This window comes from Lichenibacterium ramalinae (assembly GCF_004137085.1).
GTDB classification, from domain to species: domain Bacteria; phylum Pseudomonadota; class Alphaproteobacteria; order Rhizobiales; family Beijerinckiaceae; genus Lichenihabitans; species Lichenihabitans ramalinae.
Genome location: NZ_QYBC01000045.1, coordinates 1 through 14,658 on the forward strand (window position 1 = coordinate 1; position 14,658 = coordinate 14,658).

The following is a 14,658-nucleotide window of genomic DNA, read 5'->3' on the forward strand; positions in this document are numbered from 1 at the left end:
GACACGTTCAGCACCGTGCTGGGCACAATCGGCGCCTGACGCCGCTCAGCCAAGCTCCACACCCCGTGGGTAGTTACTCATCGACAGCGTCCTGATGCCCAAGTAAGCGCTCAGCCCCGTCGCACTCAATTGATGGAGGGTCGTCCCGTCGCGGGGCGGCCCTTGGCGTTCCGACACGAATGGCCGGCAACCTGGCTCACGCCCGGGCACGCAACGTGGAAGGTCCCGGGGCATTGACAGGTGATCCTCGGAGCACCCCACGATGTCCGCCCCCCTCAGTCCCGATCACGCCCTGATCGCGCACAGCACGCAACCGCTGAACGCCGAACCTCCGCTTCATCGACTGCGCGCCAATTTCCGGACCCAGGTCGCAGATTTTTACATCCGCTCCCACGGCGACATGCCTCACCTCGACCCCGCCACGCATAGGGTTCGCGTGGCGGGCCGTGTCGCACGACCTCTCGACCTCTCGCTCGGCGACCTCCAGGCGGGCTCAGCCCCGAAGAACGTGATGGCCGTGCTGCAGTGCGCCGGCAATCGCCGTGCCGACCTGCAGGTCGTAGGCTGCACGTCGGGCGACCACTGGGCTCCTGGCGCCATCGGCCATGCCGAATGGACCGGCGCGGCCCTCGCCGACGTCCTCCATGCGGCAGGGGTGAGCGAAACGGACGGCCTGCATGTCGCCTTCGAGGGTGCGGATGTCGCCGAGAACGAGGGTGCGGAGGATGCGCCCTACGGAGTCTCGATCCCCCTGGCCAAGGCAATGTCCGGCGACGTCCTGCTGGCTTGGGCGATGAACGGCGAGCCGCTCGCCCGGGAGCACGGCGCGCCCCTGCGGGTCGTCGTGCCGGGCTTTGCCGGGGTCAGGAGCACGAAGTGGATCCGCGACATTCGGGTTCAGGACCGGCCGTCGGACGCCTTCCAACAGGCGCATGACTACCTGCTGTTCCCGCCCGACATGCGGGCCGCGACGCAGGACCCAATACGCGGGGTTACCATCGACGAGATGCCCCTGAACGCGGCCATCTGCGAACCGGCACCGGGCTCCTCACTACCAGAGGGAAGCACGACGATCCGGGGCTACGCCATAGCGACCGATCGCGCTATCGCCCGGGTTGACGTGTCGGTCGACGGAGGGCGGCAGTGGCGACAGGCGACGATCGAGGATCACGGCGGCGCCCGCTGGAGCTGGACGTTTTGGCACGCCACGCTCGACCTCCTCACTGGAGAGCATGAACTCGTGGTGCGCGCCTGGGACGCCGCGGGACAGACCCAGCCGGCCCTGGCCGACGACGTATGGAACTTCAAGGGCTACCTCAGCGCCGCCTGGCATCGGGTCCGGGTGGTGGTACTCTGAAACACCGCCCAGGACGGGATGTGCATCGACCATGAGATGAAGTTTGAGGCCAGCGCCAGCCTCCTAATTGTCGTGAACATCCTGCTCGGCTCGGTTTCGATCGCAGCGTTGGTCGGCATCTGGTTCGGGCAAAGCCGGTAGTGACCTGGATCGGCCTAGGTCCTGGTTGGTTCGATCTTGGATTCCGGGACCGGTGGGCTACACATCGGATCGAGCCATGAACTATCGGGAGGGTGGGGCATCGACCACTCGTCGCGCAACCCACCCCAGGGTGGAGCCCTGTACCACGATGCTGAACAGGACCACGGCATAGGTCGAGACCAGGATGGCGGACTTCGCCGGGTTGTCCGGCACGGCCAAGGCGAGGGCGACCGATATCCCGCCCCGGACTCCCGCCCAGGTCAGGAATGGGATGTTCTTGGCCGAGAACTGACGGCTTCGGAGGAATAGCACGACCGGCACCGTGAGGGCGGCCCCCCGCGCCGTGATGACGAGCGGGACGGCCAGGAGCGCGAGCACCAAGTTGCTGCTGTCGAGGGTGACGAGCAGCACTTCCAGGCCAATCAGCAGGAATAGGATCGAGTTCAGGACTTCGTCGATCAGCGTCCAAAGGGCGAAGACATACTTTTGAGTGGTGTCGCTCATGGCATAGCGTGGGCCGCGATCGCCGATCAGAAGGCCGGCCGCCACCATCGCCAATGGACCACTGACGTGGATCGCTTCAGCCGTTGCATAGGCACCGGTGACCAGTGCGAGGGTGATGAGAACCTCGACGGGATAGTCGTCGATCGCACGCATGGCGCGGTAGGCGATGTATCCCGAGACGATACCGAGGAGGAGGCCACCGCCGGCTTCGAAGAGAAGCAGTTCACCGATGGCGAGGGGCGTCGTCTCGGCCGCAGGTGCGCCTGTGGCGAACCGGAGCAGCACGGTGAAGAGAACGATGCCGACGCCGTCGTTGAACAGCGACTCGCCCTGAAGCTGCACTTCGAGCTTGGCGGGGATACTCACAGTCTTCAACGTGCTCATCACCGCGACCGGGTCGGTCGGACTGATGAGCGCCCCGAAGACCAGGGCCCAGATCGGCGGGATTGGATGACCGGAGAGCTGCGCGACCGCCCAGAACCCGCCGCCGACGATGACCGTGGAGATCACGGTTCCCAGAATCGCCAAGACGAGCACCGGGAGCGCATGGCTCCGCAGCTTGGGGACGTCGACATGAAGCGCGCCGGCGAAGATCAGGAACGCCAGCATCCCATCCATCACGACGGCGCTGAAGTCGATCTGGCCCAGGACCTTGCCGAGCGTCGCCGAGGCACGATGCTCAGGCAGTATGGCGTCGAGGGCGACCAGCACGAGCGAGGCCATGACGCCCATGACCAGAAGGCCGATGGCGTGCGGTAGCAGCACGAACTTGCGGTTCAGCCAGCCAAACACCGCCGACAGGGAGAGGAGGATCGCGCACAGGTCGAGGATGGACATCGGAGGCCGGGTTGGAGCGTCGAAGTGGGAGGTGCAGGACGGGCCCTGCGGTCAGGTGATGGCGCCCACGAAGCCTCGATGGCGCGTCTCGCAATCCGCCAGCCCCGCCGGATCGCTCACGCCCTCCCGGGCGGCGGCAAGAGCGAGATCGGCGTGCCGGCAGAGCGTGGCGCGGCGGTCCACGAAGCGTTCAACCTCGACGACGCTCCGCAACACCTCAAGCAACCGGATCAGTACGTAGGCCGAGCCGGAGCCATTTTGGCGGATGGTGTGAAACATGCCGTCGCACAGGCCATCGTAGTCCACCACGTCAAGGGTCAACACGATCTGGCCTTCGCGCTCGATCGCCCCGCGCGGGAGATGACGGGGCGCTATGCGGCAGAGGGCGTCGCCGAAGTGGTCCAGCACGCTGCCGGCCGTGAACGGGTCGTTGATGCCCGGGGACAAGGCTCGAACGGCGATCTCGTTGAGCTGGCGGATCGAGTATTCCAAGTCCTGCACGGCGGCCTGCCGACGCCCGAACGTGAGTGCTTTGTCGAACACCGGACTCACGTCGTCGACCGCCGAGGATATCACGGCCACCGGCGCACCCGTCGGCACGAAGGCACCGGGCCGCACCAGCATTCGGATCATCACGCCGTTGTCCTGCGCCCAATCGGCCAGCACTGCGCCGTCGACCGCTTGCAAATAGCCGCTGCCCCTCCCCGACACCGGCATTCCCTCAATCGGGACGTCAGGCGGGAGAAGCGGGGCGGTGTCCTGCGTCTTGCCGTCGATGGCGTCGATGAGATCCCGATGGACGGTATCCACCACCGTCTCAACATTGATGGAGGTGGCGATGTGGTGGACGAACCAGACCAGGGTGCCAACGCAAACGAGGGCCAAGACCATCGCGCCCGTCACCCCGACATGGGGGACGAAGGTGCCCTCGTCGATCGTCCGGACGGTGCGCAGCACCATCAGGGCATAGGCGAAGGTGCCGAGGAATATGCCGAGCGCCACCTGGTTGCGGGCATCGCGCACGAAGTTGCGCAGCAGCCTGGGTCCCATCTGCCCCGAGGCGAGGGACAGGGCGGCGATCGTGATCGAGAATATCGTGCCGGCGACGCCGATGCTCGACGACGCCACGGCGCCCAACAACGAGCGTGCGCCCTCGCCGCCGCCGGAGTAGCCCCAGGACGAGGCCGCGTCGGATGCAGCCGCGGACAGGTGGTCGAACCAGGTCGCGAGCAGCGCCAATCCGATGCACAGGACCACGACGAGGGCGGGGCGCAGCCAGAACTGGTCACCGAGATCCTCGATCCAGGCGCGAAGGCGGGCGTTCACGACGACGGCCCCCCCGAAGGTCCAGCGCCGACCTGCGCCCCGGGCCTGTCGCCGCTCACGGCCCGCTCGACGCGGAGTGGCGGCAGGCCGACGATGTCGTAGGTGGCCGATGCGATGCCGATGCCAGCCTCGTCGAGCTTGCCGATGATATGGCGCGTCATCGCGTCCTTGGCGCCGCGGATCTGGTGAGTGCCGACGATGAAGCGCACCGTCAGTTCCATCCAGTTGTCGGTGATGCGCCAATAGACGCGTGGTTGAAGCTCGATGGGCTCCACTCCGAAAGTGGTCTGAAGATGCGTCTTGGCATCGATCGCCATGGTGTCGGGATCCGTGGCATGCAGACGGGCCGCCTCGATCAACGTGCGCTCCACATAGGCCCGGTCAGCCTGGTAGGTGATCGGGATCGCCATCTCCTCCCAGATGAACGGGAAGTCGCGGTTGTAGTTGTAGACCGGCTCCGAGAAGATCTGCGAGTTCGCCACCGTCACGATGCGTCCGGTGAACTGGCGGCTCCTCACCCACATGGCCGGGTCCGAGCCCTGGACGCTGGGCGGTTGGCCCATCTCCATGATGGTGGTCTGGACGAAGCCCAGCCGCATGACGTCGCCCCGCACGCCTCCCATCGAGATCCTGTCGCCGACCGTGAAGGTGTTGCCGCGCAGGATGACGAGATAGCCGGCCAGCGAGGTGATCACCTTCTGGAGCGCGAAGGCCACGCCTGCCGAAACGAGGCCGAAGGCCGTGGCGAGACGCGTGGGGTCGTTGAACCAGATCGACAGCAGGCCGAGCACCAGAACCACCGCGGCGAGCAGGCTGATGCCCTGACGCGTCCAGAACCGGAACTGGGTCGTGGCGTCGAAGCTCCGGCCAGCGAACCGACCGACCAGCGCCCTGAACCCGATGCGGATCAGAACCACGACGGCGATGAACACGAGCGAGAGGAGGAGCTTGCGGCCGTTCTCGGCGTTCACGCCGACCCAATCAATACCCAGGAACTGCATTCATGGTCCTCCGCGGTCTACCGAGCGGATGCCGCGCAGGATCAGCATGCGTACCATCCAGTCGAGCCCCTTCGGTTCAAGCGATGGGGGGATGGAAGGTTCATCACTTGCAAACGCGGCGACGACACCGGGCGAAGTTCAGGCGACCCTGACGGTCTATGAGCCACGATGGAACCTCGACTGGAGAACGGGCGAACACGAAACTGAGCCGAACGCGCGATCTACACGCGCGAGCGTTGAACCAGCTCTGCTTATCGTCGATTGGTCGCACACTGCCCTGGCCTTCCGAGTCCCCAACGTGCACGCTTCCCTCGCCGGCCCGCCCTCGCTCGCGTTCGGTCTACCCTTCGCCGAACTGCTCCTGTCGATCGCCCTGATGCCCCTGCTTCGGCCACATGTCTGGGAGCGGCACTTCGCGCTGATCACGGCGGGCTAGGCCCTGCTCTTCGTCTTGCCGTTCGTTGCGCTACGCGGGATGTCCGCAGCCGGCTCAGCTCTGCTGAAGGCGATCGCTCACGAGTACCTGCCGTATATCCTGCTGCTCCTGCCGCTGTTCGGGCTGTTGAAGGCGGTATTTTTCCATTCGAGGTCGAAGGCGTTCAGGCGTGACGGTGGCATGTCGGGTCCTCATCGTCGAGGACGAGATGATGGTGGCAATGCTGGTCGAGGACATGCTCGTCGACATGGGTTTTATCGTGGTCGGACCCGCGTATCGGCTGGGGGACGGACTGCGTCTGGCGAAAAGCGAGACGCTCGACGTCGCCGTCCTCGACGTGAACCTCAAGGGCGCGCGGTCCTTTCCGATCGCCACCGTCCTCACGGAACGCGGCATTCCGTTCGTGTTCGCAACCGGCTACGGCACCACCGACGTCTAGGCAGAATATCCCGGCGTTCCCGTCGTCTCCAAAACTTCCACGTCGGCCAGGCTCGACGAGGCGTTCGCCAAGGCCAAGTCGGCCTCGTCGCGGCCCTGACAGCGCGCCATGCTCCCGGGTCGCGCGCTGGCCGGCGGGCCCGTGCGCCCCGTGCTTCGGCCCATTCCATCTTGAGACCTTCGCCCTGGCCGAGCGTCCGCGTCAGTCCGCCGGGTTCAGCCGTGGCGCCATCGTGCGAATCCCGTCCGTGATCTGGGTCATGACCGCCCTGATCCTCGCGTTGCCTCGATTGTCCTTGTGCGCGACGAGCCAGATCCCCGTGTCCGGGACCGGGGACGGCGTGGCGAGACGGGTCAGGCCGTCCTCGCGGTCCGCCCGGACGCGGGCCAGGCACGCCAGCCCGCCCCCATGCACCGCCGCGACCACGGCCGCCTCGTGACTGCTGGTCTGCAACGAGATGCGTGCCCTGGGCGCAAGGGCGGCGAGCCAGCCGGTCTGGTCCGAGTCCTGGAGGTCGTCGAGTTGGGCGACGATGTGGTGCCCTGGGCTTCCCGCCTCGAAATCCAAGTCGCCACGTTTGTCCAAGTAGCCCGGGCTGGCATACAGGCCGAACCCCAGAATGCCGATCTTGCGCACAACGAGGTCGTGCTGGTTCGATTGCTTGAGCCGGACCGAGACCTCCGCTTCCCGCATTGAAAGGCTCAGTTCCCTCTGGTCGGGGATGAGTTCCACCATGATATCCGGGTGCTTGTCGTGCATCGCGGACAGGCACGGCGAAAGAATGTGGCTGGCCACGCCCTCGGCGCAGGTCACGCGGACGGCCCCTGCAAGCCGAGCGTCACGGCCACCGACCTCGCGTTCGAGCGCGAGCGATCCCGTCTCGAACCGCTCGGCTTCCCTCAGCACCTGCTCGCCCGCAGCCGTGACGACGTAGCCGTCAGGGGTCCGGTTGAGGAGGCGCACGCCCAGGTTCGCTTCCAAGGAGGCCAAGCGACGGCCGGCCGTGGACTGGGCGACGCGAAGTTCCTTAGCGGCGGTGATCAGATTGCCGTGCCGGGCGATGGACAGGAAGAAGCGCAGGTCATCCCAATCGAGCATCGCCGTCCGTGAAGCGTTGTTGCATTCCCGATCAGCGATTGCCCGTTGGTTCGCCGCGCGTAAACGCCTGAGTTGCATGTCGCCGCCCTGAAGCGGCTCGTCCGGGATATAGCGAACCTGCCGCCGGATCAATCCGCCGGCCCGTGCCCCCCCTATCCGGCCCTTTCTCGGCACGATCGCGCGAAGATTCGCTCCCCCCCTCAACGCAAATACGCACTTCCAATATGCGAAAACATCTGCCCGAACACCAGGACAGAGCCTTGTGACAAGGCTTGGCACAGGTCCAGATGAAATCTCGACGGGGCCGCCATCCATGCCGACACGCAAGACCATGAACGTTTCGATCACGCCCGAGCTTGAGCGTTCGGTGTCCGCCCGGGTCGCCGCCGGCCGCTACCGCACGGCGAGCGAGGTCGTTCGCGCCGCCTTGCGGATGCTGGATCGGGAGGAGCCTCTCGACGGGTTCCGTGCCCTTTCCCAACCCGAAGGGAGCGACGGAGATGACGATCCAGCCCGGTAAGTCCGGCGAGCAGAGAGACGGCGAATCCGACGTCGCGGGCTTCCGAGACAGTCTGGGTCCCTTCGTCGTCGCGGCCGAGACGACACGGATGCCGATGGTGTTTTGCAACGCTCGGGCGCCGAACAGGCCGATCGTCTTCGTCAATCAGGCCTTCCTCGACCTGACGGGGTACGACGAGCAGGAGGTGCTCGGCCAAAAGTTCGATTTCCTGATCCAGAACGGCACTGATCCCGAAGCGCTGGCGGAGATCCAGACAGCGTTTGAGGGTGGTCGGGGCCTCGATACGCCAGTCCGCTTCAATCGCAAGGTCGGCGGCACGGTCTGGGTCTCCATCTTCATCAGCCCTGTACGGGACGACGCAGGCGTCGTGGTCCAGCACTTCGCCTCATTCGTCGACATTACCAAGCGCGAACAGGAACACCAACGGCTGCGCTCCCTCCTCGACGAACTGAACCATAGGACGCAGAACACGCTCGCGACGGTCCTCGCCATTGCCGGACAGACGTTGCGCGGCATGGCGGACGAACAGACGATCGACGCCTTCGAAGGGCGTATCCTGACGTTGTCGAAGACCCATGGGCTCCTTGGCGCGAAGAACTGGGACGAGATTGGCTTGCGGAACATCCTCGACCAGACGCTGGAGACCTTGGGCATCCGCGAGCGCTTTTCGGTCGAAGGCGACGAGGTCCCCCTCCGTTCCAAGGAGGCGTTGAGCATGACGCTGGCCTTCCATGAGCTGGCCAGCAACGCCGTCGCACACGGAGCGCTGTCGACCCCGTCGGGAGGGACAGTCGATGTCTCCTGGTGGCTCGAAGAGGCTCCCACAGGCGACCGCGTCCGTTTGCGCTGGCGCGAGAGCGGTGGGCCTCCGGTGTCCTCACCTTCTTCCAGGGGCTTCGGTCGCCGCTTGATCGAGGGGGGCTTGGCCCAGGACCTGAACGGCGACGTGCGCCTGATCTTTGAACCGACCGGAGTCGTTTGCGAGATCGTTATGCCCGCCTCCGAAGGGATCGGCGGATGAGCGCGGCGAACGGGTTGTCCGGCCGGCGCATCCTCGTCGTCGAGGACGAAGTGATGGTTTCATGGCTGTTGGAAGACATGCTGGGGCAACTGGACTGCACGGTCGTCGGCCCCGCCGCGCGTGTGGAGCAGGCACTGGCGATCATCGGTGACGAGGAAATCGACGCAGCCATTCTCGATGTCAATCTGAATGGGGAGAAGAGCTACCCCATCGCCGACGCACTGGCTGAATGCGGGGTACCGTTCGTGTTCTCGACCGGCTACGGGCGGAAGGGTCTCCAGGATCGCTATGCTGACGTTCCCGTGCTGCAGAAGCCCTATAGGCGGTCAGCGCTGGGTGACGCGCTCGGGACGCTGTTGGTCCAAGGGGATTGCGAGGCACCCGAGAAGAGATCGTCGCCGGCGGTATGGGACGCCAAACGCCTGCGGATCGCCACGGATGCGGCAGGCGTGGCGCTGTGGTCCTGGAACGTCGATACCGATGCGATCCTGATGGACGAGCGCGCCCATGGCCTTTGGGGGGTTCCGATGGGGCCGGTCACGTTCAAGGATCTGTCCGCGCACATCCATCCTGAGGACCTCGACAGGGTTCGGACCGCATTCGCATCGACGCGGGAGATCCTCGGCGCCTATGAGGTCGATTTCCGCATCCTGCACGGGAAAGAGGTTCGCTGGGTCTCCGCCCGGGGACGCGGCGACGACCAGGGCATCGTCGGCCGCCTGATGTTCGGCGTCTTCCTCGATGTGACCGAGCGGAAGATGGCCGAGGAAGCGCGCGAGATGATTGCCGGTGAGATGGCGCACAGGGTCAAGAACCTGTTCTCGATCGCCTCCGCCCTGACGGTGATCGCGGAGCGCTCGTCGACGACGACGAACGAGATGTCCCGCGACCTCAGGCTGAGGTTGAACGCCCTCAATCGCGCGCACGACCTCGTTCGGCCGGCTTCGGGCGATGCGATCAGGCCTGCGCAGCTCGGCGACCTACTCGCCGTGCTGATGGCCCCCTATGCCGGCGATGGATCGGAAGATAACCGCGTCCGGTTCACCGTGCCGGAGATGCTCGTCGGCGTGTCGTCCGCCACGACCCTGTCCCTTGTCGTCCACGAACTAGCGACGAACTCGATCAAGTACGGGGCCTTGTCGGCGGCAACTGGGAGGATCGACGTTTCCTGCGTCGCCGCCGATGAGGAAGCGGTGATCACCTGGACGGAGCGGGGCGGTCCTGAGGTGTTCCCGCCTGCCGGGCGTGCGAGCTTCGGCAGCCGACTTGTCGTCAACGCAGTCTCCGGCCAACTTGGCGGCAGCATCGACTTCGAATGGCGCTCCGAGGGCGTTGTCGTCGTCCTCCGGACGAGCAGGGCCCGGCTCGGAGTGTGACGCTTCGAGCAGAACCGCTCAACCACGCGGCGCCTATCGGTTCTCAGGCAGGATTCGTGTCAGCGTGTCGTGCATGACCTCGGGGCTGAACGGCTTCCCGATGAAGCACGCACCGTCGGGCCTGTCACTCGGCGATGGGACGACTTGGCCGGACACCACGACAATGAGATGTGAGAACAGCAGCGCCGCACCTCGCGGGCGAGGTGAAAACCGCCATGCTCGCCCGGGGGCGAGAGTCGCTCGCGTGGGATCGATACGAGCTGGAGCCGCTCCTCCCCCAGGTGGTCGAGGGACTCCGAAGCAGCCAATTAGATCGCCGTATCGAGACGGAATTCCAAGGCATCGATGCCGTCGACCGCGGTAGTGCCGCATCGGGCAACTCGTCTCAAACCTGCTTGCCAACGCCCTGACCCAGGGTGCAAGTGATCGGCATGTTCGCCTTCGGGCAACCGACGGCAACTCTGGTCTCGAACTCCCGGTCAGCAATTCCGGCAAGGCGGTAAAAGCGGCAGGGGCCGACGAAATTGGCCCCTGCCCTGGCGAAAGGCGCTGCGATCAGGGCATCAGAACGCTGTCGATGACGTGCACGACGCCGTTCGACTGGAACACGTCGGCCGTCTCGACCAGTGCGCCGCCGCCCTTGGCGTCGATCAGCGCGACCTTGTCGCCGTCCATCTTGGCCGTGAGGGTCCCGCCCTCGACGGTCTTCATGTTGTAGCTGCCGCCACCGGCCTTGATGCCCTTCATGATCTCGGCCGCGTCGATCTTCCCGGCCACGACGTGATAGGTGAGGATCTTGGTCAGGTCGGCCTTCATGTCGGGCTGGGTCAGCTTCTCCACGGTGCCCTTGGGCAGCTTGTCGAACGCGGCGTTCGTCGGCGCGAAGACCGTGAACGGGCCCGGGCCCGAAAGCGTGTCCACGAGGCCGGCCGCCTTGACGGCCGTAACCAGCGTGGTGAGGTTCTTGGCCTGCGAGGCGTTCTCGACGATCGTCTTGCTCGCCATCATCGGTGCGCCACCCACCATGGGATCGGCCGCCAAGGCGGTCCCGACGAGCGACAGCGCGAACACGGAAGCCAGCATCACGGAGCGGCTGATCGATTTGTTGTTCATTATGCGGGTTCCTGTTGAATGCTGATCACCGGATGAGAGCGAGCAGGCAATGGATTTTCAGATCATTCGACTTATTTTTGGACTTACATCGAATGTATTAATTTGTCATCGCTGCAATAATTTCCGATCACATCGGGTTCATCATCTTTTTATGCATCATGCTGTTTCGCATCATCGGCTTTTTATGCATCATCATTTTACTGTTTTTCATCGAGTGATGCATCATGGGCTTCTTCGACATCATCTGCGCGGATGCTGGCGCCATGAAAGCGCAGAGCGAAACGGCGACGACCGCACACGGGATGATGAGGCTCTTTGTCTTGATCACGGTCATGGCTTTTCTCCATTTATGCATTCAATGCGGGATCATCCCGCTTTGAAAGGATTTGCGATGGCTAGGACTTGGGCCTTGCTGAGCGGCTTGTCCAAGGCACCCGTCCATGGCTTCAGCTTCCGCAGCAGGCTCGCCTGGGCCACGTGTAGTGCCTCGACTGGAAGGGATTCGAAGCGCCTGGGTGTACCCTTGTCATACGCTCTCCCACTTCGCCGATCGGCCTAGGACAAGCGGCTGAACTCCACCGCACTGTGTAGATACGCAGCGATCGACGGCAGGATGCACCCGAGGTGCTCTCCAAATTCGCGTTCTCACTATGCGGTTTTATCCAAACGCAATTCCACGAAGTCGTGCGACTTCACCCAGCCCGAGCGGATGCGCGGACATGCGGATGCGCAGCTCGATCGTTCTAGCCAATCCAACGCGTCGATCCCGCAGCATCTCGGGAGCAGGAAGCGATCGGAGCCTCGATGTCACTGGCCGAAACGAACCTGGACGATCCCGTCGTGTCGAACGACGACGCCGTTCCGAAAGGGAAGGAGCAGCGCCTCGTCACGCTGGTGAAGCGCCATAGCGTCGTCGTGCGCGTGACGCATTGGGTCACGGTGCTTTGCCTCACCATGCTGCTGATGAGCGGCCTCCAGATCTTCAACGCCCGCCCGCAACTCGACTTCGGCATCAAGACGGACTTCGATCATCCGCCCGTCGCCATCGACTCCGACAAGGTGGATGGCAAGGCGCGAGGTTACGTGCGGATCGGTGACCATCGTCTCGACACGACGGGCGTCCTCGGCTTGTCGAACTTCGAAGGCAGGCCGACCGAGAGGGCCTTCCCGTCCTGGGCCACGCTGCCGGGCGAGCAGGACCTGGGGACCGGGCGGGCGATCCATTTCGTGTTCGCCTGGCTGTTCGTGGCAAACGGGCTCGTCTATCTCCTTTGGGGCTTCGCCACACGCCATTTTCGCCGGGACTTCCTGCCGAGCCGCACCCAGTGGCGGCACATCGGTGGCGAGATCCTCGACCACGCGCGGCTACGTTTCCCGAAGGGCGAGCAGGCCCGCCAATACAACGCCATCCAAAAGATCACCTACTTCGCAGTCGCCTTCGGTTTACTGCCGCTCCTGGTCGTGGCGGGTTGGACCATGTCGCCGGGCCTCGACGCCGCCTTTCCCTTCCTCCTGCACGTCTTCGGCGGCCGCCAGACCGCTCGCTCTGTGCATTTTCTCGCGGCGTTCGGGGTGGTGCTGTTCGTGGTGGTCCACGTGGCCCTGGTCCTCCTGTCCGGCCTCTTCAACAACATGCGCTCCATGGTCACCGGCTGGTACGACGTCGGGCAGGAGCGTGACATCCATGGTTGATCGTCCGACGACGCGTCGTGCCCTCCTCGCGCGTGGCGCGGCCGTGCTCGGTGCCGTGGCCCTCGCCGGATGCGAGCCCGTCACCGACAACCCCTTGGCAAAGAAAATTCTGGGCGGCGTGGGCGGACTGAACCGGAGGGTGCAGGAAGCGATACTTGGCCCGGAGCAACTGGCGCAGGAGTACGGATTGAGCGACGTCTCGACGACGTTCTATGCCAACGGCTCCACCGACCCCGACGACAAGCACTACCAGTCAATGGCGGCAACCGGCTTCAAGGACTACAAACTGATCGTCGACGGGTTGGTCGAACGTCCGATGGAGCTGACGATGGCGGAGCTTCGCGCCATGCCGGCTCGCACCCAGATCACCCGGCACGACTGCGTGGAGGGATGGAGCTGCATCGGCCAATGGACCGGGACGCCCTTGCAGGCCGTGCTCGATCGGGTGGGGGTGAAGCCGACCGCGCAGTACGTCGTGTTCCACTGCTTCGACGCTATGGACGATGGCGGCTTCTCCGGTCCCACGCCGTTCTATGGAAGCATCGACCTGCTCGCGGCGCGACATCCCCAGACCATCCTCGCCTACGACAAAGCAGGTAAGCCGTTGGAGGTGAAGTACGGGGCCCCACTGCGCCTTCGGGTCGAACGCCAGCTCGGCTATAAGATGACGAAATACATTAAGCGCATTGAACTCACGTCGGACTTCAAGGGCATCGGCCAGGGTAAGGGCGGCTATTGGGAGGACTCCGGCTACCAGTGGTATGCTGGAATTTAACTTTATACATGTATATAATATCATCTAACAATAAATTAAACGCATCTTTTGAGATATCATACACCGTCGACGATCATATTTCTCTTCGATCCCTTTTGCGCTATTATCGAAAACATGATGCATAAACGATCTTGGTTATTAGCAGGCTGACGCGAGATTATGGTCTCGATGTTGGCCTGCCGCTGTTCTGCCAGGAGATGATCTTGACCGCCGCACTGCTGCGCAAGCTGGGGAGCTTCTGCCCCTGAACCGGGACGATGCGGCGCTCGTCGCCGCCATCTCGGACCGCCCGCACATCGTGGCGGCGCACAAGGACCTCATCCGTGAAAGCGACGGACCACGTGACGTCTACCTCATCACCTCGGGCTCGACATCCTTTACATCAACGCCGGGATCGCCCGGGCCATTGAGGCGACGCCGGCCAGTGTCTCCGACGAGGATTTCCGCGACATGATGCTGGTGAACGCGCTCTCGCCGGTGCGGACTGCCGAGATTCTGCGCGACTTCGTCGTCTCAGGAGGAACGATCGCGATCATGACGTCCGAACTCGGCAGTATCGCCGATGCCCAGGATGGCTGGCAGCTCTACGCGGCCAGCAAGGCGGCGCTGAACATGCTCATGAAGAAATATGCGTCCCGCCATGGCGCGGACGGCCACGCGCTCCTGCTCGTCGCACCGGGCTGGGTCCGCACCGAGATGGGCGGCCGTGACGCCGCGCTCTCGATCGAGGAGAGCATACCGCTTGTTGTTGACACCGTAGAGGCAAACCGGGGCCGGCCCGGCCTGCGCTACGTCGATAGGTTTAATAAAAAACTGGCCTGGTGACTTCGGAAGAAGAACGGCTGCTTACGGCAACTATCGCGAGCTTAGCTTGCGGCCTGATTGGATATAATCACCCTATCTAGGCACGGCTGCGGGTGTATTGTTGTCGTGCGCTCTCGCATCGTAATTACCCACGGGGTGGCGTGAGGTGACCGGAGTCGGGTAGATAGCGCCTTTGTGCAACGATGGCTTGCGCCGGT

The 14,658-nt window shown here is 64.2% G+C and carries 15 protein-coding genes; 9 read left to right on the forward strand and 6 right to left on the reverse strand.

Going from position 1 to position 14,658, the window contains the following annotated elements; translation table 11 throughout:
* Positions 1 to 262: 262 nt before the first annotated feature.
* Positions 263 to 1,357 (forward strand): sulfite oxidase, encoded by a 1,095-nt coding sequence (locus tag D3272_RS26545; RefSeq protein WP_129222246.1) that lies wholly within the window; start codon positions 263 to 265, stop codon positions 1,355 to 1,357.
* 222 nt (positions 1,358 to 1,579) lie between these two features.
* Here D3272_RS26545 and D3272_RS26550 read toward each other — a convergent pair whose 3' ends face one another.
* Genes D3272_RS26550 through D3272_RS26560 form a run of 3 tightly spaced genes read right to left on the reverse strand, consistent with a single transcriptional unit; the run spans position 1,580 to position 5,166 of the window.
* Positions 1,580 to 2,839 carry a cation:proton antiporter gene (locus D3272_RS26550; RefSeq protein ID WP_129222247.1) on the reverse strand — a complete coding sequence of 420 codons (1,260 nt, stop codon included), beginning with the start codon at positions 2,837 to 2,839 and terminating at the stop codon, positions 1,580 to 1,582.
* A gap of 51 nt (positions 2,840 to 2,890) precedes the next feature.
* Positions 2,891 to 4,165, reverse strand: coding sequence for a DUF2254 domain-containing protein (locus tag D3272_RS26555; protein WP_129222248.1), 1,275 nt, complete (start codon positions 4,163 to 4,165; stop codon positions 2,891 to 2,893).
* Positions 4,162 to 5,166: a mechanosensitive ion channel family protein gene (locus D3272_RS26560; protein ID WP_129222249.1), complete on the reverse strand. Its 1,005-nt coding sequence runs from the start codon at positions 5,164 to 5,166 to the stop codon at positions 4,162 to 4,164. Before D3272_RS26560 ends, D3272_RS26555 begins: the two co-directional genes overlap by 4 nt.
* Before the next feature lie 46 nt (positions 5,167 to 5,212).
* Between D3272_RS26560 and D3272_RS26565 the strand changes: the two genes are divergently transcribed.
* A complete protein-coding gene (locus tag D3272_RS26565) occupies positions 5,213 to 5,602 on the forward strand; it encodes a sodium:proton antiporter (protein ID WP_165361552.1) in 390 nt (129 codons plus the stop codon).
* Between the two features lie 169 nt (positions 5,603 to 5,771).
* The gene (locus tag D3272_RS26570) at positions 5,772 to 6,041 is read left to right on the forward strand and encodes a response regulator (RefSeq protein ID WP_245496807.1); all 270 of its coding nucleotides are present in this window, start codon (positions 5,772 to 5,774) and stop codon (positions 6,039 to 6,041) included.
* 201 nt (positions 6,042 to 6,242) lie between these two features.
* Here D3272_RS26570 and D3272_RS26575 read toward each other — a convergent pair whose 3' ends face one another.
* On the reverse strand, positions 6,243 to 7,139 hold the full coding sequence (locus D3272_RS26575; RefSeq protein WP_165361553.1) for a LysR family transcriptional regulator: 897 nt from the start codon (positions 7,137 to 7,139) through the stop codon (positions 6,243 to 6,245).
* A 313-nt stretch (positions 7,140 to 7,452) separates the two neighbouring features.
* Between D3272_RS26575 and D3272_RS26580 the strand changes: the two genes are divergently transcribed.
* From D3272_RS26580 to D3272_RS26590, 3 genes are read left to right on the forward strand one after another with little or no spacing between them, the layout of a single operon-like run.
* Positions 7,453 to 7,659, forward strand: a complete 207-nt coding sequence (locus tag D3272_RS26580; protein ID WP_207210329.1) for a type II toxin-antitoxin system ParD family antitoxin — start codon at positions 7,453 to 7,455, stop codon at positions 7,657 to 7,659.
* Positions 7,640 to 8,680, forward strand: coding sequence for an HWE histidine kinase domain-containing protein (locus D3272_RS26585; RefSeq protein ID WP_129222253.1), 1,041 nt, complete (start codon positions 7,640 to 7,642; stop codon positions 8,678 to 8,680). The genes D3272_RS26580 and D3272_RS26585 overlap by 20 nt, the downstream gene beginning before the upstream one ends.
* Positions 8,677 to 10,056, forward strand: a complete 1,380-nt coding sequence (locus D3272_RS26590; protein ID WP_129222254.1) for a sensor histidine kinase — start codon at positions 8,677 to 8,679, stop codon at positions 10,054 to 10,056. Before D3272_RS26585 ends, D3272_RS26590 begins: the two co-directional genes overlap by 4 nt.
* A 555-nt stretch (positions 10,057 to 10,611) precedes the next feature.
* On the opposite strand, the gene D3272_RS26595 is transcribed toward D3272_RS26590, so the two are convergent.
* Together D3272_RS26595 and D3272_RS26600 are read right to left on the reverse strand one after the other, a co-directional pair.
* Complete coding sequence (locus D3272_RS26595; RefSeq protein ID WP_207210330.1) at positions 10,612 to 11,169, reverse strand: fasciclin domain-containing protein; 558 nt, start codon at positions 11,167 to 11,169, stop codon at positions 10,612 to 10,614.
* A 127-nt stretch (positions 11,170 to 11,296) separates the two neighbouring features.
* Positions 11,297 to 11,503: a hypothetical protein gene (locus tag D3272_RS26600; protein ID WP_129222255.1), complete on the reverse strand. Its 207-nt coding sequence runs from the start codon at positions 11,501 to 11,503 to the stop codon at positions 11,297 to 11,299.
* Between the two features lie 470 nt (positions 11,504 to 11,973).
* Here D3272_RS26600 and D3272_RS26605 point away from each other — a divergent pair, with 470 nt between their 5' ends.
* The 3 genes from D3272_RS26605 to D3272_RS26615 all read left to right on the forward strand — a co-directional run bounded on the left by D3272_RS26605 (position 11,974) and on the right by D3272_RS26615 (position 14,461).
* The gene (locus D3272_RS26605; protein WP_129222256.1) at positions 11,974 to 12,861 is read left to right on the forward strand and encodes a cytochrome b/b6 domain-containing protein; all 888 of its coding nucleotides are present in this window, start codon (positions 11,974 to 11,976) and stop codon (positions 12,859 to 12,861) included.
* Positions 12,854 to 13,636, forward strand: a complete 783-nt coding sequence (locus tag D3272_RS26610; protein ID WP_129222257.1) for a molybdopterin-binding protein — start codon at positions 12,854 to 12,856, stop codon at positions 13,634 to 13,636. Before D3272_RS26605 ends, D3272_RS26610 begins: the two co-directional genes overlap by 8 nt.
* Before the next feature lie 372 nt (positions 13,637 to 14,008).
* Positions 14,009 to 14,461, forward strand: a complete 453-nt coding sequence (locus tag D3272_RS26615) for an SDR family oxidoreductase (RefSeq protein WP_129222258.1) — start codon at positions 14,009 to 14,011, stop codon at positions 14,459 to 14,461.
* The last annotated feature ends 197 nt before the right edge of the window (positions 14,462 to 14,658 follow it).